Origin of the sequence: Enterobacter sp. 200527-13, from assembly GCF_027924865.1 — a bacterium.
In the GTDB taxonomy this organism is placed as follows: domain Bacteria; phylum Pseudomonadota; class Gammaproteobacteria; order Enterobacterales; family Enterobacteriaceae; genus Enterobacter; species Enterobacter ludwigii.
In genome coordinates this window covers 1,344,547-1,364,826 of the sequence record NZ_BSCM01000001.1, presented here as the reverse complement: position 1 = coordinate 1,364,826, position 20,280 = coordinate 1,344,547, and the positions used below count along the sequence as shown (strand labels likewise).

Below are 20,280 nucleotides of genomic sequence, written 5' to 3'. Positions count from 1 at the left end.
TTATTTCCCCGTGAATGTCGGTGCGCGTTTGGCAAGGAAGGCGCTGACCCCTTCCCGGTAGTCGTCGCTGCGACCGGCCAGACGTTGAAAATCGCGCTCCAGGTCAAGCTGGGCGTCGAGGGTGTTGGTCTCTGCCGCGTTAATCGCCTGCTTAATCAGCCCCAGACCAAAGGTGGGCTGAGAAGCAAAGTGCAGCGCCATCTGCTGGGCCGTGGCGGAGAGGTGTTCGTCATCCACCACCTGCCAGATCATCCCCCAGGTGTGTGCCTGTTCGGCGCTGAGTTTGTCTCCGAGCAACGCCAGCCCCATTGCGCGGGCGCGCCCGGCGACGCGCGGCAGGAACCATGTTCCCCCGCAGTCCGGCACTAATCCGAGCTTGCTGAAAGCCATCACAAAGGTGGCAGAACGGGCGGCAATGACCATGTCACACCCCAGCGCCAGCGTGGCCCCGGCCCCGGCGGCCACGCCGTTGACCGCGCAAATCACCGGTTTCGGCAACGTCGCAAGACGGCGAACCAGCGGGTTGTAGAACGTCTCCACGGACATTCCCAGATCCGGCGCCGGACCGTTAGGGTCGACGTTGCGGTCATTAAGATCCTGACCCGCGCAGAAGCCGCGCCCCGCCCCGGTAATAAGCAGACAGCGGATGGTGTCATCGCGCTCGGCCTGCTTCAGGCACTCAGCGAGTTGCTGATGCATCACGTCGTTAAAGCTGTTCAGACGCTCCGGACGGTTCAGCGTCAGGGTCATCACGCCTTGTTCTACATGACTGAGAATAAATTCCACGATTAGCGTCCTTTAAAGTCGGGGGTACGTTTCTGTAAGAATGCGTCGATGCCTTCTCGCCGGTCTTCGGTCGCTGAAAGCAGCGTAAACAGCTGTCGCTCCTGGACCAGTCCGGCCTGCAGGGAAACCTCCTGAGACTGGCGCAGCGCCTGCTTCGCCGCCTGGAGCGCCAGCGGTGAGTGTCGTGCCATCAGCGCCGCCTGTTTCAGGGCATATTCCAGCGTCAATGAAGCCGGGAACACATCGCTGACCAGCCCGGCGCGCTGCGCCTGCTGCGCGGTAATGCTCTCCCCGGTCAGCACCATTTTGCTGGCCAGCGATTTGCCCACGCTACGAATCAGGCGCTGCGTACCGCCCGCCCCGGGCATGATGCCGAGCGTAATTTCCGGCAGACCAAAACGGGCGTTATCCCCGGCAATCACCACGTCGCACAGCAGCGCAAGCTCGCAGCCCGCGCCCAGCGCGAAACCGTTGACGGCGGCAATCAGGGGTTTGTTGAAGGCGTTGATCCGGGCCCACAGCTGGGGACGGATATCGTTCAGGGTGGCAGGCAGGTCTTTCTCCGCCATTTCGTTGAGATCTGCGCCGGCAGCAAAGCAGCGTGCGTTGCCGTAAATCACGCAAACGGAGAGATCGCGATCGGCCGCAGCGGCGTCGAGCGCGTCAGCAATCTGCTCTAACAGGGCGTTATTCAGCGCGTTGCGTGCCGCCGGACGGTTAAGCGTCAGCAGCAGGACACGACCATGACGGGTGACCATCAGTTCGCTCATGCCATCCCCCTGGAGTCGAAATCGACGATCACGTCAGCGGTTAACGGCAGCGACTGACAGCTCAGCACATACCCGGCCGCCAGTTCGTCCGGCTCAAGGCTGTAGTTCGTCGCCATATCAACTTTGCCACGCAGCACTTTGCATTTGCAGGTCGCGCATACGCCGCCCTTGCAGGCATACGGCAGGTCGGCGCCCTGACGCAGGGCGGCATCAAGAATGCTTTCATCGTTTGCCGTGAGGGTAATTTCCCGGTCGCGACCGTCCTGACGCACGGTGACTTTCTGCCCTTCAGCCTGCACGCTGACCGTGCGTTTGACGGTCGAGCCTGGCGTATTAAAACGCTCAAGGTGGATCGATTTCTCTGGCATCCCCAGCGCTTTCAGCGCCGCTTCCGCGTCGTCCATCATGGCGGACGGGCCACAAATAAAGGCTTCGTCGTACTGGCGGAAGTTGATCAGGGTTTTCGCCAGCGCCTGCAGCTTCTCACCGTCGATACGTCCATGCAGCAGATCGCTGTCGAGCACCTCCTGGCTGAAGATGGCGACCAGCTGCAGACGCTGCGGGTATTTGTCTTTCAGATCGGCAAGCGCCTCGCGAAACATCATGCTCTGGCTGCTGCGGTTGCCGTAGATCAGGGTGAAATGACTGTTCGGCTCGGTGGCGAGCGTGGCGGACAAGATGGCCAGCATTGGGGTAATGCCTGAACCCGCGGCAATGGCCAGATAGTGCCCTTCCCGGTCGGCGCGCGGCTGGTAACCAAACTGGCCCTGCGGCACCATGACCTCCAGCGCCATGCCCTGTTTGATCTCATCCCGGGCATAGCGGGAAAAACGTCCGCCCTCGATGGCTTTCACCGCTACGCTGATCTCACCCGGCGCGGTACTGCGGCAGATGGAGTAGCAGCGACGCAGCTCATCCTCACCCAGCTTCGCTTTCAGGGTCAGGTGTTGTCCGGGACGAAAGCGATAGGCGTCCTGCAACGCCTGCGGTACCGCGAAAGTGATGGTCACCGCGTCGCGGGTTTCGGGTTCCACTTTTGCCACTGTTAATGAATGAAACGTTGTCATGGCAACCTCAAATACATTTGAAATAGTCGAAAGGCTCACGGCAGTCGTTGCAGCGATAAAGCGCTTTGCAGGCCGTCGAACCAAATTCACTGATAAGCGAGGTATGTGTGCTGGCACAGCGTGGGCAACTCACCTCGGCCGGGGCATGCGCGTGGCAGCTGTGGCCCACCGGTGGGCTGATGCCATATGCGCGCAGGCGTTCACGCGCATCCGCCGTCATCCAGTCGGTGGTCCAGGCCGGTTCGAGCTGAAGCACAATATGCACTGGCGTAAAGCCGTGTGCGGTCATCGCCTCGCGAATCGCGCCAAGCAAATGTTCCGTCGCCGGGCAGCCTGAATAGGTTGGCGTAAAGCCAATGACCCAGCCTTCGCCCTGCGGCGATACGCTACGCACCATGCCTAAATCGGTGATGGTTAACACCGGCACTTCCGGGTCCGGGATCTGGCTTAACAGCGACCAGATTTGAGGGATCTCCGCGGGTGCAATCCCGGCAAAACGCTGCATCTTCACCTCCGTACTTACCACTGCTGACCCGGATGGGCACGCTGGAGATACTGCATTTCTGCCAGCATTGGGCCGAGATGTTCGGTATGCAGCCCGCGCTTGCCCCCCGTGCGATACGCCACTTCCGACGGCACACTCAGGGTGGCCTCCTGCAAACCGGAAAACACTTCCTGCTCCCACGGCTGACGAAGCTCGCGCGGATCAACCGCGACGCCGGAGGCAATCAACGCCAGCTCGACGTCATCGGCTTCAAACAGCTCGGCCGTAAACCGCCACAGGGTGTCGACCGCCTGCTGCATACGCTGTGAAGATGTTTCCGTTCCGTCACCCAGACGCACCAGCCAGCCACGACTGAAGCGCAGGTGGTAGCGCGCCTCTTTAATGGCTTTCGCGGCGATGGCGGCAAGCTGGCTGTCGCTGCTGTGGGTCAGGCGTTCATACAGCGCTACGTTCCAGGCATCCATAAAGTACTGGCGCGCAAGCGTGTCGGCGAAACTGCCGTTAGGCTGTTCCACCAGCAACACGTTGTGAAACTGGCGTTCATCACGCCCAAACGCCAGGGTGTCTTCATCGCCCTGACCTTCCAGCGCTGCGGCATAGGTCAGGAAATTGCGCGCCTGCCCCAGCAAGTCGAGACCGATGTTGGCGATCGCGAGATCGATTTCCAGCTCCGGCGCGTGACCACACCAGGCGCCCAGACGCTGGGAGAGCACCAGACCGTTGTCGCCCAGACGCAGGGCATATGCGGATAATGTTTTCATCCCTGACCTCACATGTGCTCGATGCCATCAGGGATGGTGTAAAACGTAGGATGGCGGTAAACCTTACTTTCCGCCGGGTCGAAGAACTCGCCGCTCTCTTCCGGCTGAGAGGCGACAATCTCGCTCGCCTTCACCACCCAGATAGAGCAGCCTTCACTGCGACGGGTATAGGCATCACGCGCATTTTCCAGCGCCATGCGATCGTCGGCGGCATGTAGACTTCCCACATGACGGTGGGACAACCCTTGTTTGCTGCGTACGAACACTTCGTACAGCGGCCAGTAGACATTGCTCATCGTGTTTCCTCTTAAGCCACTTTGCGGGCGTGTTGTTTTTCCGCGTGCGCCAGTGCGGCTTCACGCACCCACGCCCCGTCTTCCCAGGCTTTACGTTTGGCAGCCAGACGTTCGTGGTTACAGATACCGCGCCCGTTAATGACCTCATCAAACTCGTGCCAGTCGATCTCGCCAAAGCGGTAGTGACCGCTCTCTTCGTCAAAACGCAGGTCAGGATCCGGAACCGTCATGCCCAGCATTTCTACCTGCGGAACCGTGTTGTCGACAAAGCGCTGGCGAAGTTCATCATTGCCGAAGCGTTTGATTTTCCAGGCGAGGCTGCGGGCGCTGTTCGGCGAGTTGTCATCGTTTGGGCCGAACATCATCAGAGCGGGCCACCAGAAGCGGTTAATGGCGTCCTGCAGCATCTGACGCTGGGCGTCACTCCCCTGCGCAAGCGCCATACAGGCTTCAAAGCCCTGACGCTGGTGGAAACTCTCTTCTTTACAGATTTTCACCATCGCGCGGGCATAGGGGCCATATGAGGTACGGCACAGCGCCACCTGGTTGACGATCGCCGCACCGTCCACCAGCCAGCCGATCACCCCGATATCCGCCCAGCTCAGGGTCGGGTAGTTGAAGATGGAGGAGTATTTCATCTTGCCGTCGAGCATCTTCTGGTAGATGTCTTCCCGCGCGCAGCCCAGCGTCTCGGCCGCGCTGTAGAGGTACAAACCGTGCCCGGCTTCGTCCTGCACTTTCGCCAGCAGGATCGCTTTGCGGCGCAGCGTCGGCGCGCGGGTGATCCAGTTTCCTTCCGGCAACATGCCGACAATTTCGGAGTGCGCGTGCTGACCAATCTGGCGGATCAACGTCTTACGATAGGCATCAGGCATCCAGTCCTGAGGCTCAATCGCCGTCTCCTGCGCTATGCGCTGCTCAAAGCGTTGTTCTTGCGTCACGTCATCACCTTTATGATTCGATTATTTACCACCTAAAGTGAAATACTGAATCACTTCATTTCTTAAAAGTTACACAAAGGTTAAATATAACCCCAAGAAATGTTTCCCTATTTTGTGATGGTGCTCGCAAGCCTTTTTGCACAAGGCCTGCACAACAGGGCTTCCGGCCTTCCACTTCATTACGCTGGATCACAATGTTAACAATTCATTAAAACTCAGCTTGCTTTTTATGATTCATGATTAAACTATTGATAGTGAAATTACGTAACACTTGGAGATAAGCGATGCAGCAGTTAGCCAGCTTCTTGTCCGGTGCCTGGCAGTCGGGCCGGGGCCGCGAACGTACTATCCATCACGCCATCAGTGGCGAAGCGCTGTGGTCCGTGACCAGCGAAGGGCTGGACATGGCGGATGCACGTCGCTATGCGATCGCGCGTGGCGGCGAAGCCCTGCGCGCCATGACCTTTATCGACCGTGCCGCCATGCTGAAGGCGGTGGCGAAACATCTGCTTAGTGAGAAAGAGACGTTCTATGCCCTGTCTGCCCAGACCGGGGCGACCCGAGCGGACAGCTGGGTGGATATTGAGGGTGGGATCGGGACGCTGTTCACCTATGCCAGCCTGGGGAGCCGCGAGCTGCCTGATGACACACTCTGGCCGGAAGATGAGCTGATCCCGTTGTCGAAGGAAGGCGGCTTTGCTGCGCGTCACGTACTGACGTCAAAATCGGGCGTGGCGGTCCATATCAACGCCTTTAATTTCCCGTGCTGGGGAATGCTGGAAAAACTGGCGCCCACCTGGCTTGCGGGGATGCCTGCCATTATCAAACCCGCCACCGCCACCGCGCAGGTCGCGCAGGCGATGGTGAAAGCGATTGTGGAGAGCGGTCTGGTGCCGGTCGGCGCTATCAGCCTTGTCTGCGGCGGCGCGGGCGATCTGCTGAATCATCTCGACAGCCAGGATGTGGTGACCTTTACCGGCTCCGCCAGCACCGGCCAGAGCCTGCGCATTCACCCGAATATCGTGGCGAACTCCATTCCATTTACCATGGAAGCCGACTCCCTCAACTGCTGCGTTCTGGGTGAGGATGTAACGCCGGAACAGCCAGAATTCGCGCTCTTTATTCGTGAAGTGGTACGCGAAATGACCGCCAAGGCAGGGCAAAAATGTACCGCCATCCGCCGCATAATTGTGCCTCAGGATCGGATGGATGCCGTCAGCCAGGCGCTGATCGCACGGCTGCAAAACGTGGTCGTCGGCGACCCGGCAGAGGACGGGGTGAAGATGGGCGCGCTGGTGAACGGCGAACAACGCGCGGACGTGCAGGAGAAAGTCGATCTGTTAATTGCGGCGGGTTGCCAGGTCAGACTCGGCGGAAAAGCCGATCTGCAGGCTGCGGGGGCATTCTTCCCGCCGACGCTGCTTTTCTGCCCACAGCCAGATGAAACCCCCGCCGTGCATTGCACCGAAGCCTTCGGGCCGGTCGCCACGCTGATGCCCTCCCGCAATTCAGACCACGCGATGCAGCTGGCACGGGCGGGTGGCGGGAGTCTGGCCGGTACGCTGGTCACCGCCGACCCGGCTATCGCCCGCCAGTTTATTGCCGGCGCGGCGCGGGCGCACGGACGAATTCAGATCCTTAACGCCGAATCCGCCAGGGAGTCCACCGGACACGGCTCTCCGCTGCCGCAGCTGGTGCACGGCGGTCCTGGCCGCGCAGGTGGCGGTGAAGAGCTGGGAGGACTGCGTGCGGTGAAGCACTATCTGCAGCGCACCGCCATTCAGGGCAGCCCGACCATGCTTGCCGCCATCGGCAAACAGTGGGTACGGGGTGCTGCGGTTCAGGAAGATCGCGTTCATCCGTTCCGGAAATATTTTGAAGAACTGCAGCCGGGCGACAGCCTGCTGACCCCGCGCCGCACCCTGACGGAAGCCGATATCGTTAACTTTGCCTGCCTGAGCGGCGATCACTTCTACGCCCATATGGACAAAATCGGCGCGGCAGAATCCATCTTTGGCGAACGGGTGGTGCACGGTTACTTCCTGATCTCTGCCGCGGCGGGTCTGTTTGTCGATGCCGGCGTCGGGCCGGTGATTGCCAACTACGGCATGGAAAACCTGCGCTTTATCGAACCGGTTAAGCCGGGCGATACCATGCAGGTGCGCCTCACCTGTAAACGTAAAACGCTCAAGAAACAACGGACCGCCGATGAGAAGCCAACCGGCGTGGTCGAATGGGCCGTTGAGATCTTTAACCAGCACCAGCAGGCGGTCGCGCTCTACTCCATCCTGACGCTGGTGGCGCGCCAGCACGGCGACTTCTGACACGTTCCTCTCTCGCACGTTGACCGGTGTGTGATATCGCCCCGGTCTTTTTTTAACCTGGCAAGACCAACAAATAACCTGGCAGATGCAGGCAAACGCTTTTCTCAAGCGCCTGTCAGGATAAGGCTGTCACAACACAATAAACACAACAAGATGAGGTCTACGATGGGAAGCAATTCTTCTTTTTCTGCCCGTAGAACGGCACTGGCTATGGCCGTTGCGCTGTGTTGCGCCTGGCAATCACCTGTTTTCGCACACGGCAGTGAGGCGCATATGGTCCCGATGGACAAAACGCTGCAGGCGTTTGGCGCCGATGTACAGTGGGATGATTACGCACAGATGTTCACCATTGCGAAGGACGGGGCATATGTGAAGGTCAAGCCCGGCGCGAAAACCGCTATTGTGAACGGCAAAACCCTCACGCTGCAGGTGCCGGTGGTCATGAAAGGCAAAAAAGCGTTCATCTCCGAGACCTTCATCAACGACGTTTTCCAGTCGGGTCTCGACCAGACCTTCCAGGTTGAAAAACGCCCTCACCCGTTAAACGCGCTAACGGCTGACGAAATTAAGCAAGCCGTGGAGATTGTGAAAGGCTCTGCGGATTTTAAACCGAACACCCGCTTCACCCAGATAGCCCTGGCCGAACCCGAGAAAGCCAAAGTGTGGGACTTTGTGCTCAACGGCACGGCGGTGGACTCTCCCCGCAAGGCGAGCATCACCATGCTGGACGGGAAACACGTTATTGAAAGTCTGGTGGACCTGAAGGGTAAAAAGATCCTGCGCTGGGACGCCGTTAAAGATGCCCACGGCATGGTGCTGCTGGATGATTTTGCGACCGTTCAGCAGATCATCAACGAGAGTGCAGAGTTTGCCGAAGTTCTGAAAAAGCGCGGCATTACCGATACGAAGAAAGTGATCACCACGCCACTGACCGTCGGCTATTTCGACGGCAAAGATGGCCTGAAACAGGAAGATCGGCTGCTGAAAGTGGTGAGTTATCTGGATGTGGGCGACGGCAACTACTGGGCGCACCCGATTGAGAACCTGGTGGCAGTGGTCGACCTTGAGCAGAAGAAGATCCAGAAGATTGAAGAAGGTGCCGTTGTGCCGGTGCCGATGGCGCCGCGTCCGTATGATGGACGTGATCGCATTAACACGCCGAAAAAGCCGCTCGACATCATTGAGCCGGAAGGCAAAAACTACACCATTACCGGCGATATGATTCACTGGCAGAACTGGGATTTCCATCTCAGTCTGGATTCCCGCGTGGGCCCAATGATTTCTACCGTCACCTACAATGACAACGGCAAAAAACGCCAGATTATGTATCAGGGCTCCCTGGGCGGGATGATCGTTCCTTACGGTGACCCTGACGTGGGCTGGTACTTCAAAGCCTATCTGGATTCCGGCGACTATGGTATGGGCACCCTGACCTCTCCGCTGGTGCGCGGCAAAGACGTGCCGTCCAACGCCGTGATGCTCAATGAAACCATTGCCGATTATACCGGTGCGCCGATGGAGATCCCCCGCGCCATCGCCATTTTTGAACGCTACGCAGGACCGGAATATAAACACCAGGAGATGGGTCAGCCTAACGTCAGTACCGAGCGGCGCGAGCTGGTGGTTCGCTGGGTGAGCACCGTTGGCAACTACGACTACATTTTCGACTGGGTATTCCACGAAAATGGCACCATCGGGATTGATGCCGGTGCAACGGGGATTGAGGCGGTGAAAGGCGTACAGGCGAAAACGATGCATGACCCTACTGCCAAAGACGATACCCGATACGGCACATTAATTGATCACAACATCGTCGGGACCACCCACCAGCACATCTATAACTTCCGTCTCGATATGGATGTGGATGGCATCAACAACACGCTGGTGGCAATGGATCCACAGGTGAAACCGAACACCGCCGGCGGCCCGCGAACCAGTACCATGCAGATCAATCAGTACGCTATTGATACCGAGCAGCAGGCGGCGCAGAAATTTGACCCGGGCACCATTCGTTTGCTGAGCAACACCAGCAAAGAGAACCGCATGGGGAACCCAATTTCGTATCAAATAATCCCTTACGCCGGGGGGACGCACCCGGTGGCGACCGGCGCGAAGTTCGCCCCGGACGAGTGGATCTATCACCGCCTGAGCTTTATGGATAAACAGCTGTGGGTCACGCGTTACCATCCGGATGAGATGTACCCGGAGGGCAAATTCCCAAACCGCTCAACCCACGATACGGGGCTTGGCAAATACAGCAAAGATAACGAGTCGCTAAACGATCAGGATGACGTCGTCTGGATGACCACCGGCACAACCCACGTCGCGCGCGCCGAAGAGTGGCCAATCATGCCAACGGAATGGGTGCATACCCTGCTCAAACCGTGGAACTTCTTCGACGAAACGCCGACACTCGGCAGGAAAAAAGACGAGCAGAAATAAAAACAGACCGGGCGTAATGCCCGGTTTTTTATTCGTTTATTTGCTGAATATCTCATCCTGATTATAGTTATTTTACTCCACTCATTCCGATTGCATCTTTTGAAACATTTTCAGCCAGGACGCGAAGTTTTCACAAACGACGTAGTACTTTCTCTGAGAGGTTTTAAATGAAATTGAATCTGATTGTCAGAAGTTTCGTGCTGGCTGGAATGATCATGTCCAACAGTCCCTCTTATGCGGCGGAAGCACCAAAGGACGCGTCTGCCGCAACACAACAAGCCAACAATGCCCTTTTTAACCAGCTTCCTTTCTCCGATAACACTGATTTTACCAATGCCCATAAAGGATTTATCGCTCCACTTCCTCAGGACGTTATCAAAGGCGAACAAGGCAATGTCATCTGGGATCCCCAACAGTATTCATTTATTAAAGAAGGTGATAAATCGCCGGATTCGGTAAACCCCAGTTTATGGCGTCAATCCCAGCTGATTAATATCAGCGGTCTGTTTGAAGTTACTGAAGGGGTATATCAGATCCGCAATCTCGATCTGTCAAATATGACCATCATCGAAGGCAAAGAAGGGATTACCGTCGTTGACCCGCTGGTCTCGGCAGAAACCGCCAAAGTCGGCATGGATCTTTATTACAAAAATCGCGGCCAAAAACCGGTCGTGGCGGTGATTTATACCCACAGTCATGTTGACCACTATGGCGGTGTGCGGGGTGTGGTTGATGAAGCAGACGTGAAGGCTGGCAAGGTAAAAGTTTATGCCCCTTCCGGATTTATGGAGGCGGCGGTTGCGGAAAATATCATGGCGGGCAACGTTATGAGTCGTCGCGCCAGTTATATGTATGGCAACCTGCTGAAGCCTGATGCAAAAGGACAAGTGGGTGCGGGTCTGGGGACGACCACGTCCGCCGGTACCGTCACCCTTATCGCGCCAACCAACATCATTGAAAAAGACGGACAAAAAGAGGTCATTGACGGGCTGACCTACGATTTTATGCTGGCCCCCGGCTCTGAAGCGCCTTCAGAGATGCTCTGGTTTATCGAAGAGAAAAAAATCATTGAATCCGCAGAGGATGTGACCCATACGCTGCATAACACCTACTCGCTGCGCGGCGCAAAAATTCGTGAACCGCTGCCCTGGTCAAAATATATTAACCAGGCGATTGTGCGCTGGGGCGATAAAGCCGACATCATCATGGCACAGCATCACTGGCCAACCTGGGGCAATGATAATGTCGTCGCACTGCTGAAGAGCCAGCGCGACCTCTACCGTTACATCAACGACCAGACGTTACGCATGGCGAATGAAGGCCTGACGCGTGATGAAATCGCTGCTAATTTCAAACTCCCGGATTCCCTTGCCCATATCTGGGCTAACCGCGGTTACTACGGTTCTGTCAGCCATGACGTTAAAGCCACCTATGTGCTCTATCTGGGCTGGTTCGACGGTAATCCCGCCACGCTGGATGAACTGCCTCCTGAAGAGGCTGCGAAGAAATTCGTTGAGTATATGGGCGGCGCGGAGGCCATTCTGAACAAAGCGAAAACTGACTTCGATCAGGGCAACTATCGCTGGGTGGCGCAGGTCGTGAGTAAAGTGGTGTTTGCCGACCCGAACAACCAGGCCGCGCGTAATCTGGAAGCAGATGCGCTGGAACAGCTGGGTTATCAGGCGGAATCCGGCCCGTGGCGCAACTTCTACCTGACCGGCGCGCAAGAGCTGCGTAACGGCGTGGTGAAAGGCCCGACCCCGAACACCGCCAGCCCGGATACCGTGCGGGCGATGACGCCAGAGATGTTCTTCGACTACCTTGCCGTTCATATCAATGGCCAAAAAGCCGGCGATGCCAAATCGGTGTTTAACATCGATCTGGGCAGCGATGGCGGCAAATACAAACTTGAACTGGAAAACGGCGTGCTGAACCACACGGCAAATGCCGAAGCGAAAGACGCTGACGCTACGCTTACCCTGAACCGTGATACCCTGAATAAAATTATCCTGAAAGAAGTCACGCTGAAACAGGCGCAGGACAGTGGCGATATCAAGATCAGCGGCGACAGTGCCAAACTGGACGCTATGCTTGGCTATATGGATAAGTTCGATTTCTGGTTTAATATTGTGACACCGTAACGGTGCAAAACAGACGGGCGGTCCTTCCGCCCGTTCCTGCTTCACTTGCTCCCAGGAAAGGGTAAAGAGCATTTATGGAAAAAAGAAAAAAAACGACGCCAGAGCGGGCTGCCTGGCCGACGCGTCAGGCGATGGTTATGCACGGGCTGGCGATGAACCTGCCGTGGCTGGCATTCGTCAACATCAGCTTCGCCGTGATGATCCTGCTGCGCCACGTCTCGCTTAAGCCCGACGACCCCCTCTACCTCCGGTCGCTGCCACTGCTGAAGTTTATCGATGCCTCGATGTTCGGCATTATTATTCTGTCAGCTGCGTTAATCATCATGGCCTGGCGACGTATTGCCGGCATCAGCGTGGTGCTCTTTTTCTGTAGCGTCATCTGGTCGATATCCTGTTTCTGGTTTATCACCGATCTGTTACTGCCTCACGTCTGGCCCCTGTGCGCGATTCTGTTACTCGCTGGGTTGACGGCGCTCTACTTTTACCCCCGTGGGTTACTCGCCTTCGTGATCCCGCTCTGGGTCACGCTACCGGTCGCAAGCTGGGTACTCAATGATGGTGTCAACCTTCACTTTGCCGCCGTCTGGACCGTCTTTACGCTGATTTTGCTCTGCGGGCGTTTCATCCTGATAAGCTGGTTTGATGAAGCCTGGCGACGTAACCAGCAAAACCAACTGTTGATTTCGCGGCTGGAAGCGCTGGCGCATCAGGATCCGTTAACCCAGACCGCCAACCGTCGCAAGATGGAAGTGGTGCTGGAGAATGCCGTTGAGCAGAAAAAAGCCTTCTCGCTGATTATGCTGGATATAGATTATTTCAAACTTTACAACGACACCTATGGTCATCAGGCCGGTGACGAATGTTTGACCCGCGTGGCGCAGGTGCTTCGGCAGTCGGTGCGAACACCTGACGATGTCGTGTCTCGCTACGGCGGTGAAGAGTTTGTGGTGATCCTCTTTGATTGCCCGGAAAACACAGCCGAAAAAGTTGCCATGCGTATTCAGGACGGCCTGCGCGCGGAAGCGATAGCGCACGATGCCTCAAAAGTCAGCGATCACGTCACCGTAAGCATGGGCATTGCAGGAATGGCAGAGGGTCTGGCGGGGACGGAGATTATTGCCCGCGCCGATGAGGCGCTGTACCGGGCGAAAGCGGCCGGACGGGACCGCTGGTCACGATAGCCGTGTCGGGTGGACGTTGCGCCAGCCCGACACGCTTTGTTTTAATACCGTACACACACCGATTTGGTTTCACACCAGCCATCCAGCCAGTCCGGGCCGAAATCGCGCCCGGTGCCGGACTGCTTCATGCCACCAAACGGCAGGTTGGCGTCGATCAGCGTATGGCTGTTCACCCAGACGGTTCCCGCCTGCAGCCGGTCGGTGTATTCCAGCGCCTTGCTGATATTTTGCGTCCAGACGCTGGCCGTCAGCCCATATTCGGTGTCGTTGGCCAGCGCCAGCGCTTCTTCGCCATCCGCGACGCGCACCAGGTTGACCACCGGGCCGAACACTTCTTCGCGGGTGAGTCGCAGCGCGGCATCCGGGTTCACCACCAGCGTCGGCGACACGTAATAACCTTTGCCATCCGGCCCCCGGTTACCGGTGATCAACTCCGCATTGCGCGATTTTGCCTCGTCGAGGAAGGTCTGCACTTTATCGCAGTGCGCGCGCGAGACCAGCGGGTTGATGAACGCCTCCGGCGACATGCCCGGCCCGACGCTCAGGGATTTCACCGCCTGCTCAAACCCGCTGACCAGCGTGTCAAACAGCGGCGCTTCAATATAGATACGGGAGCTCGCCGCACAAACCTGCCCCTGGTTCAGGAAGCTGCCGGTCATCAGGCCTTCAATTACCCAGGCCGGGTCAGCATCTTTCAGCACGATAGCCGGGTTTTTCCCCCCCAGCTCCAGCGTCACCCCCGTGAGCGTATCCGCCGCCGCGCGGGCAATTTGCTTGCCTGTCGCCGTTGAGCCAGTAAAGCTCACTTTGGCAATATGCGGATGTGAGGTCAGCGCGGCACCGCACACCGCACCGCTTCCCGTGACCACATTAAACACCCCGTCGGGGATGCCCGCTTCACTTGCCAGTTCCGCCACGCGCAGCATGGTGAGCGGCGTGGTTTCTGAAGGCTTAATGACAATGGAACACCCCGCCGCCAGCGCAGGCATGACTTTCCACATCCCGATCATCAGCGGGAAGTTCCACGGCACAATCCCGGCCACCACGCCAACCGGCTCTTTGCGCGTCCACGCCTGATAGCGGGCCCCCTGCGGTAAGGGGATGGAGAGGTCGAGGGTTTTACCGGCAATTTTCGTGGTAAGCCCTGCGGTATAGCGCATCCAGTTCAGGGTGCAGCCCACTTCAAAGGCGCGGGAGATATGAATGGATTTCCCCTGCTCCAGCGTCTCAAGCTGGGCCAGCTCTTCGCTGTGCTGCTCAACCAGATCGGCGAAATGCAGCAGGATACGCTCACGCTCCGCCGGTAATTTTCCGGCCCAGCTACGGGCAACAAACGCACGCCAGCCGGACATCACGGCGCGGTCGACATCATCAACGCTGGCATCGGCGGTGCAGGCGATGACGTCGCCCGTAGCCGGATTATAGACATTGAGCCGCTTTTCACTGTCCGACGCGGCCTGACGCCCTTCAATCCACAGGCCATGATGTCGGTCTAAAAACTGCTGTACGGCAGGCTGAACGGCTACCTGAGATTCAGACATAGGGTACTCCTTCGTTTTTATTCGCAGGGTGTTAATGCAGTCTAAGAGGGGTTTTGGATTCTCGCTTTTGTCTCTGTGACATTCGCTTTGCCACCTGTGACAGGCTCCGCAAATCGTGATAATTCCGTCTTATAACGCTGTTACCGGTGAGTGTTCTTTCCTATAGTCAGCCTCATAGCTCTGACAAAATGCAACACAAATGCAACAATGCAAAAACATTGACGGTGCAGCGAGATAAGCGATGGCGTGTGCAAGCGAAGAGGAACAGTATCAACAGTGGCTGGCACAAATTAACCAGGTCTGCGGGCGTTTTAATGCGCGTCCGCTGGAGGGGGAATTCGTCGGCGAGCTGGAAACCAGCTATGCCCGTAGCCTGAAGTTAAGCACCGTAACCGCAGGTGGCGTTAACCTGTTCCGCTCCCGCCATGAGATTAACGACAGTAACGATGCCTGGTTCTACACCGTATTTCAGCTGGAAGGCAGCGCGGAGATTGAACAGGACGACCGCCGCGCGGTGCTGAAGACCGGCGATATCACGCTGCTTGATGCTTCCCGCCCGTGCTCCATTGCCTGGCATGAAAAATCCCGCCAGATTTCGCTGCTGGTTCCGCGCCAGATTATTGAGCAACAGTGTCGTTTTCAGGAGGTAAGCTGCGCGCTCACCCTTTCGCGCACGCTGCCCACCGTTCAGTTAAGCCACCACCTGCTGATGGAAAGTATGGGGAATGCCGATCTGAGTGACCGGGAGAGTGAAGCGGCGCTGGAAGCGATGATCTGTCTGCTTCGCCCCGCGTTCCAGCAGCGCGACGTGGCTCAGCCACGTAAAGAACGCCTGTTCCGCAATGTGCTGTCATTGATTGACGATCATATTCAGTCTGAATCACTACGACCGGAATGGATTGCTGCACAGAGCGGGATGTCGGTGCGAAGCCTCTACCGCATGTTTGCTGATAAGGGGCTGGTGGTCGCCCAGTACATTAAAAACCGCCGTCTCGACCTGTGCGCACAAGTGTTGCGCTCCGCCAGCGATGATGAAAAGCTGGCGGGCATTGGCTACAGCTGGGGCTTTTCCGACCACAGCCATTTTTCAACCGCCTTTAAGCAGCGTTTTGGCGTCTCGCCTGGCGAATATCGTAAGCGCTTTCGCTAACTACTTCTTCAGCCATTTCCCGTTAATGCCTTTCACGTACTCGCCCGGCTGGGCGCGGGCAACCAGCTTTTGCCCTGCCATTTTCGCTACTTCATCCACCGGCAGATTGTTGCTGTCAGCCAGCTTCTGATAGCTTTCCGTGCGCGCGGCGTTAATGCGATTGACCAGCGCCAGGGTTTCCGCATCCTGTTTGATTGGCGCAAGATAACCGCTCAGGGTTTCCCCCACGCGCCCCTGCGTCCGGGCGTCATTTAAGGTCAGTGTTGCCGCCTGCACGTTCATGCCGAGCGCCAGTAACATCAGAGCTAATCGTTTCATGGCATCCTCAGAACAGATCGCTGCGTGATTTCAGCAGGGTTTCAACGTCTTTATCGACCTTAATGTGGATCTCATGTTCGATTTTGACATTCATATTGATGGTAATCGGCTCCTTCGGCGCGGCGACTTCAATGCGCGGCGTACAGCCGGTCAGTAGCGCGGCAACGGCAACGGTGAGCACACCAGCCATCTTTTTCATTGTTGTTCCTCACTTTCCTTGCCAGTCGAACTGCGGATACCAGGTATTGCCGCGTGTTGCTCAAACCAGGTTTGCAGGTTGTCTCCAAAACGCAGGCTGCGCCAGAGGGTAAAGACATTCTCTTCATGGGTATAGTTCAGATTAACGTAGCTGCTTTTACCCTCTACCCGGCTGGTTCCCTTAAGGGTCGCCTGCATGGTTAATTCACCCAGATTATCTAAATTGATTCTTGTCCACGAGCGAGAAATTTCCATATAGCGCAGCCAGTTAATTGCGGCGCCCGCCACCATATTATCTTTTACGATGGCGTCAGCCGTGTCTTTATCGATACGCAGCGTCATCGGGCCGGGGTTGGTCAGCCAGCCATCTTTGATGATCCATTTTTCATTGTCCAGCCAGAACGGCAGCGCCCCGCTCACCGGGCCAGACATCGCAAACTGCTTCGGATTAACGGCACTGATCAGCTCGCTGGAGGAGATATTGTCTACCCGCAACAGCGCCGGATCGTGTTGCGGCATCCTCAACTGCTGCATGGTGATTTTTCCGCCGAGGGTTTCCACCTTCACATTGGTGAGCAGAAGCGGGTTCGCCTCACTCCAGGGGTAGTCACCCTGCAGGTCCGCCGTGATATTCCGCGCGGTCACCAGGTTTACCACCTCGCCAATCCGCAAGGTTACCGGGCCGCGCGTTCCCAGCGACCAGGTGCCCTCACTAAACCGGAACGGCAGGACAAAGTCGACGCCGTTGATCTGGTTGTCTGGCATCCAGGCGCTACCGGCTTTCAGTACGCCGTGACCGCCCGCCTCAAAGCCCTGACCCGCGGCGGCCGAGAAGGCCACCTGCGCATACAGTTCGCCGTCACGCAGCGTCATTTTCCACTCTGGCGGGATCAACGGCTGGAACACGGTGAGCGATTGTTTCGGCCACCAGGCCTGCCCGCGAAGGCGCTCCCCGTCCCAGCGTCCGTTCACCTGTACCGGTCCGATATCATCAGCATGCAGATCGCCCTTGAACTGGAACAGTGTCGGGTCTGTTCCGTCTACGCTGAAGGTCAGCACCGACGGCGGCAATACGCTGCCGCCGCTGAAACGGGTTTGCCCGGCATTCAGCGACAGCGCTCCGCTGAATGTCGGCTTGTCAGGATCGCGATACCAGCGCACCGGGTTATCCAGCACCAGACGGGGTTTACTGACCTCCATGGCACCGTACTTGAGCTGGTCAAAACCGGTTGAAAGCGCAGTCAGCTCAATAAGTTTGTCGCGCCATTCGCCTTTTCCGGCAACATCCCAGCGCGCATTCATTGGGGTGAAGCCCCCTTTGCCCCAGTAGCGCCACTGCCACAGGCCGTTGTCGGGTAAAAAGTCACTGGCCTGGCCATCCAGATGCAGTTCAAAATCACCCATCTCGTTCTCGTGCGCCCGCAAAATGGCCTGCAGGCGTCCATCGACACCCTTTTGGGTCAGCCTGACGCCCGCCAGCGGCCAGCGAATTTCATCAATATCCAGTGAATCGATAATGCGACCACGTGAGCGCAGCAGCGCGCCCGGCTCAAAGGAGAGCTGTGGTTCATACAGGCTTCCGGTCAGTTTTGCCGGCAGTCTGGCATAGAGCACCAGGTCGTTATGTTTCGCCTCGCCACTCAGATGAAGCGGCATGTCGCTTTGTTCCATACTGAGCCTGCCCGGTCCGATATTCAGCACCGCGTTGCCCTTCCCCGCATCCCCTTGAGTGAGCACATTCAGACGCCCGGTCAGGGTCGCTTTCTCAAGCCCCGCCTGCCAGTTATCGACACGAAGGCCAACGCGCCCGCTCAGCGGCATGCCGGAAAGGTTCCAGTTCCAGCGTCCGTCACTGATATTCAGCTGTTCCGCGGTTATTTGCCACGGCAGATCGAGCAGCGGATCGGGGTTATCCCGCGCCATGACCACCAGTTGCCCCTGATTGGCTTCCCAGTCGAGATCGGCATCGACCAGCGAGGTTAACTGAGGCACGTTAAAGGTCGCAACCGCATGGCCTTTAACCGGCACGCCGTCCGGCACCAGCGGCAGGGTGAATTGTCCCACCAGTTTTATCGGCTGTGGCTGGTCGGGAAGTTGTACATCGAACTGGGTGACAGAGAGGGTCTGACCGCGGAGCATCCCTTTAATGCTAACCTGCTCACCTTTGTAGGCAATCTCCTGACGCGCGGGCGTCAGCGACGCCTGAAGTTCTCCCTGCCACTGCTGCCAGGGCGAGAGTGTCAGACGATGGACAGCAAGCCAGGTATTCGGTAACACCGCCTGCCACTGCGCCAGCGTTTTGGGCGCGACCGTGGACGGTGCGGACTGGGGAATTTTATTGAGGCAAACGGAGTTCAGTTCGAGCGCGCCGATATCCAGTTTCCAGCGGCTGGGGTGCGACAGGGTCGCGTTATCGACTCGGGCAATTTCGCAGTCATCCACAAGATAGCGAAGATCGGGGATGATCAGGGCATGACGCGTGAGTCTGGGACTTTGTTCAAAGGCGATGCGTGTCCCGACAGGAAGCCAGATCCCGGCAAGGGTTGGTACCCACTGGGCAAGGGTCATCAGCAGCGTCAGCGGCACCAGAATGAACAGCAGTAAGAGCGCAATTGCGGCTTTGTATGTACCCCTCATGGGCAGTTAATATCCTGATTTAGCGAAAGAATTAAGCCGACAGTGCCGATCATTGTCGCATGTTTAGCCAGTCAGTTGAAGAGAATGCCAAATTTAAGGATAGATGCTCTAAAATAATTGATAGAACTTATTGAATTCAATAATATTTCAGAAATTGTAAGATAATTTTAATCATGCTAACGTGAATGCAAAATCACTGGAGAAAGTCTTATGAAACTCGCGGTATATAGCACAAAGCAGTACGACAAAAAGTATCTGCAACATGTTAACGAGGCTTACGGGTTTGAGCTTGAATTTTTCGACTTTCTGCTGTCCGAAAAAACCGCCAAAACGGCGCACGGCTGTGAAGGCGTTTGCATTTTTGTGAATGATGATGGCAGCCGTCCGGTGCTGGAAGAGTTGAAAAAACAGGGCGTGAAATATATCGCCCTGCGCTGCGCTGGCTTCAACAACGTGGATCTTGATGCCGCAAAAGAGCGGGGGCTGAAGGTGGTCCGCGTTCCGGCATATTCTCCGGAAGCGGTCGCGGAACATGCCATCGGTATGATGATGTCGCTGAACCGTCGTATTCACCGTGCTTATCAACGTACCCGTGACGCCAACTTCTCTCTGGAAGGACTGACCGGCTTTACCATGTACGGTAAAACCGCGGGCGTAATCGGTACCGGTAAGATTGGCGTCGCCGCCCTGCGCATTCTGAAAGGGTTTGGTATGCGTCTGCTGGCGTTTGATCCGTACCCAAGCGCTGCCGCGCTGGATCTGGGCGTGGAATATGTCGACCTGCCGACGCTGTTTTCACAGTCTGACGTTATCTCCCTGCACTGCCCGCTGACGCCGGAAAACTACCACCTGCTCAACCAGGCGGCGTTTGACCAGATGAAAGATGGCGTGATGATCATCAACACCAGCCGCGGCGGGTTGATTGATTCCCAGGCCGCTATTGAAGCGCTGAAAACTCAGAAGATTGGCGCGCTGGGGATGGACGTGTATGAGAATGAGCGCGATCTGTTCTTTGAAGACAAATCTAATGACGTGATCCAGGACGACGTATTCCGCCGTCTGTCTGCCTGCCATAACGTCCTGTTCACCGGACACCAGGCGTTTCTGACTGCCGAAGCGCTGATCAGCATTTCAGAAACCACGCTGGGGAACTTGCAGCAGCTGGAAAAGGGTGAAGAGTGCCCTAACGCTATCGTGTAAACCCGTGTGCCGGGTGTAGCTG

17 protein-coding genes are annotated in these 20,280 nt (G+C 57.0%); 6 read left to right on the top strand and 11 right to left on the bottom strand.

Annotated features, from left to right (window positions below):
- From paaG to paaA, 7 genes are read right to left on the bottom strand one after another with little or no spacing between them, the layout of a single operon-like run.
- Positions 1-789: a 2-(1,2-epoxy-1,2-dihydrophenyl)acetyl-CoA isomerase PaaG gene (paaG, locus tag QMG44_RS06505; RefSeq protein ID WP_086532564.1), complete on the bottom strand. Its 789-nt coding sequence runs from the start codon at positions 787-789 to the stop codon at positions 1-3.
- Positions 789-1,556, bottom strand: coding sequence for a 2,3-dehydroadipyl-CoA hydratase PaaF (paaF, locus tag QMG44_RS06500; RefSeq protein WP_086532565.1), 768 nt, complete (start codon positions 1,554-1,556; stop codon positions 789-791). The genes paaG and paaF overlap by 1 nt, the downstream gene beginning before the upstream one ends.
- On the bottom strand, positions 1,553-2,623 hold the full coding sequence (gene paaE / locus QMG44_RS06495; RefSeq protein ID WP_086532566.1) for a 1,2-phenylacetyl-CoA epoxidase subunit PaaE: 1,071 nt from the start codon (positions 2,621-2,623) through the stop codon (positions 1,553-1,555). The genes paaF and paaE overlap by 4 nt, the downstream gene beginning before the upstream one ends.
- Before the next feature lie 7 nt (positions 2,624-2,630).
- Positions 2,631-3,128: a 1,2-phenylacetyl-CoA epoxidase subunit PaaD gene (gene paaD, locus QMG44_RS06490; RefSeq protein ID WP_025204283.1), complete on the bottom strand. Its 498-nt coding sequence runs from the start codon at positions 3,126-3,128 to the stop codon at positions 2,631-2,633.
- Positions 3,129-3,142: 14 nt separating this feature from the next.
- A complete protein-coding gene (gene paaC / locus QMG44_RS06485) occupies positions 3,143-3,889 on the bottom strand; it encodes a 1,2-phenylacetyl-CoA epoxidase subunit PaaC (protein WP_086532567.1) in 747 nt (248 codons plus the stop codon).
- Positions 3,890-3,897: 8 nt separating this feature from the next.
- Entirely contained in the window at positions 3,898-4,185 is a 288-nt protein-coding gene (paaB, locus tag QMG44_RS06480) for a 1,2-phenylacetyl-CoA epoxidase subunit PaaB (protein WP_003857353.1), read from the bottom strand.
- An 11-nt stretch (positions 4,186-4,196) separates the two neighbouring features.
- On the bottom strand, positions 4,197-5,126 hold the full coding sequence (gene paaA / locus QMG44_RS06475; RefSeq protein ID WP_014169925.1) for a 1,2-phenylacetyl-CoA epoxidase subunit PaaA: 930 nt from the start codon (positions 5,124-5,126) through the stop codon (positions 4,197-4,199).
- A gap of 284 nt (positions 5,127-5,410) precedes the next feature.
- On the opposite strand from paaA, the gene paaZ reads away from it, so the two are divergent.
- The 4 genes from paaZ to QMG44_RS06455 all read left to right on the top strand — a co-directional run bounded on the left by paaZ (position 5,411) and on the right by QMG44_RS06455 (position 13,214).
- A complete protein-coding gene (gene paaZ / locus QMG44_RS06470) occupies positions 5,411-7,450 on the top strand; it encodes a phenylacetic acid degradation bifunctional protein PaaZ (RefSeq protein WP_086532568.1) in 2,040 nt (679 codons plus the stop codon).
- A gap of 165 nt (positions 7,451-7,615) precedes the next feature.
- Positions 7,616-9,892 carry a primary-amine oxidase gene (gene tynA / locus QMG44_RS06465; protein WP_086532569.1) on the top strand — a complete coding sequence of 759 codons (2,277 nt, stop codon included), beginning with the start codon at positions 7,616-7,618 and terminating at the stop codon, positions 9,890-9,892.
- 167 nt (positions 9,893-10,059) lie between these two features.
- A complete protein-coding gene (locus QMG44_RS06460) occupies positions 10,060-12,033 on the top strand; it encodes an alkyl/aryl-sulfatase (protein WP_086532570.1) in 1,974 nt (657 codons plus the stop codon).
- A 74-nt stretch (positions 12,034-12,107) separates the two neighbouring features.
- A complete protein-coding gene (locus QMG44_RS06455; RefSeq protein WP_044858382.1) occupies positions 12,108-13,214 on the top strand; it encodes a GGDEF domain-containing protein in 1,107 nt (368 codons plus the stop codon).
- A 41-nt stretch (positions 13,215-13,255) separates the two neighbouring features.
- Here the strand turns inward: QMG44_RS06455 and QMG44_RS06450 are convergent, their stop codons facing one another.
- Positions 13,256-14,755 carry an aldehyde dehydrogenase family protein gene (locus QMG44_RS06450; protein ID WP_086532571.1) on the bottom strand — a complete coding sequence of 500 codons (1,500 nt, stop codon included), beginning with the start codon at positions 14,753-14,755 and terminating at the stop codon, positions 13,256-13,258.
- Between the two features lie 241 nt (positions 14,756-14,996).
- Between QMG44_RS06450 and feaR the strand changes: the two genes are divergently transcribed.
- Complete coding sequence (gene feaR, locus QMG44_RS06445) at positions 14,997-15,905, top strand: transcriptional regulator FeaR (RefSeq protein WP_014169920.1); 909 nt, start codon at positions 14,997-14,999, stop codon at positions 15,903-15,905.
- Here the strand turns inward: feaR and QMG44_RS06440 are convergent, their stop codons facing one another.
- From QMG44_RS06440 to QMG44_RS06430, 3 genes are read right to left on the bottom strand one after another with little or no spacing between them, the layout of a single operon-like run.
- Positions 15,906-16,223, bottom strand: coding sequence for a YdbL family protein (locus QMG44_RS06440; protein WP_014169919.1), 318 nt, complete (start codon positions 16,221-16,223; stop codon positions 15,906-15,908).
- A gap of 7 nt (positions 16,224-16,230) precedes the next feature.
- A complete protein-coding gene (locus tag QMG44_RS06435; RefSeq protein WP_014169918.1) occupies positions 16,231-16,422 on the bottom strand; it encodes a YnbE family lipoprotein in 192 nt (63 codons plus the stop codon).
- On the bottom strand, positions 16,419-19,058 hold the full coding sequence (locus tag QMG44_RS06430; RefSeq protein WP_086532572.1) for a YdbH family protein: 2,640 nt from the start codon (positions 19,056-19,058) through the stop codon (positions 16,419-16,421). Before QMG44_RS06430 ends, QMG44_RS06435 begins: the two co-directional genes overlap by 4 nt.
- 210 nt (positions 19,059-19,268) lie before the next feature.
- Between QMG44_RS06430 and QMG44_RS06425 the strand changes: the two genes are divergently transcribed.
- Positions 19,269-20,258 (top strand): 2-hydroxyacid dehydrogenase, encoded by a 990-nt coding sequence (locus QMG44_RS06425; protein ID WP_086532573.1) that lies wholly within the window; start codon positions 19,269-19,271, stop codon positions 20,256-20,258.
- Positions 20,259-20,280: the final 22 nt, after the last annotated feature.

Excerpts from the sequence above, each read along its gene's own strand:
- QMG44_RS06430 (WP_086532572.1), bottom strand. The coding sequence starts at position 19,058 with ATGAGGGGTACATACAAAGCCGCAATTGCGCTCTTACTGCTGTTCATT.
- paaF (WP_086532565.1), bottom strand. The coding sequence starts at position 1,556 with ATGAGCGAACTGATGGTCACCCGTCATGGTCGTGTCCTGCTGCTGACG.
- paaC (WP_086532567.1), bottom strand. The coding sequence starts at position 3,889 with ATGAAAACATTATCCGCATATGCCCTGCGTCTGGGCGACAACGGTCTG.
- QMG44_RS06440 (WP_014169919.1), bottom strand. The coding sequence starts at position 16,223 with ATGAAACGATTAGCTCTGATGTTACTGGCGCTCGGCATGAACGTGCAG.
- paaB (WP_003857353.1), bottom strand. The coding sequence starts at position 4,185 with ATGAGCAATGTCTACTGGCCGCTGTACGAAGTGTTCGTACGCAGCAAA.
- QMG44_RS06460 (WP_086532570.1), top strand. The coding sequence starts at position 10,060 with ATGAAATTGAATCTGATTGTCAGAAGTTTCGTGCTGGCTGGAATGATC.
- feaR (WP_014169920.1), top strand. The coding sequence starts at position 14,997 with ATGGCGTGTGCAAGCGAAGAGGAACAGTATCAACAGTGGCTGGCACAA.
- paaZ (WP_086532568.1), top strand. The coding sequence starts at position 5,411 with ATGCAGCAGTTAGCCAGCTTCTTGTCCGGTGCCTGGCAGTCGGGCCGG.
- paaD (WP_025204283.1), bottom strand. The coding sequence starts at position 3,128 with ATGCAGCGTTTTGCCGGGATTGCACCCGCGGAGATCCCTCAAATCTGG.
- paaE (WP_086532566.1), bottom strand. The coding sequence starts at position 2,623 with ATGACAACGTTTCATTCATTAACAGTGGCAAAAGTGGAACCCGAAACC.
- tynA (WP_086532569.1), top strand. The coding sequence starts at position 7,616 with ATGGGAAGCAATTCTTCTTTTTCTGCCCGTAGAACGGCACTGGCTATG.
- QMG44_RS06450 (WP_086532571.1), bottom strand. The coding sequence starts at position 14,755 with ATGTCTGAATCTCAGGTAGCCGTTCAGCCTGCCGTACAGCAGTTTTTA.
- QMG44_RS06435 (WP_014169918.1), bottom strand. The coding sequence starts at position 16,422 with ATGAAAAAGATGGCTGGTGTGCTCACCGTTGCCGTTGCCGCGCTACTG.
- QMG44_RS06455 (WP_044858382.1), top strand. The coding sequence starts at position 12,108 with ATGGAAAAAAGAAAAAAAACGACGCCAGAGCGGGCTGCCTGGCCGACG.
- QMG44_RS06425 (WP_086532573.1), top strand. The coding sequence starts at position 19,269 with ATGAAACTCGCGGTATATAGCACAAAGCAGTACGACAAAAAGTATCTG.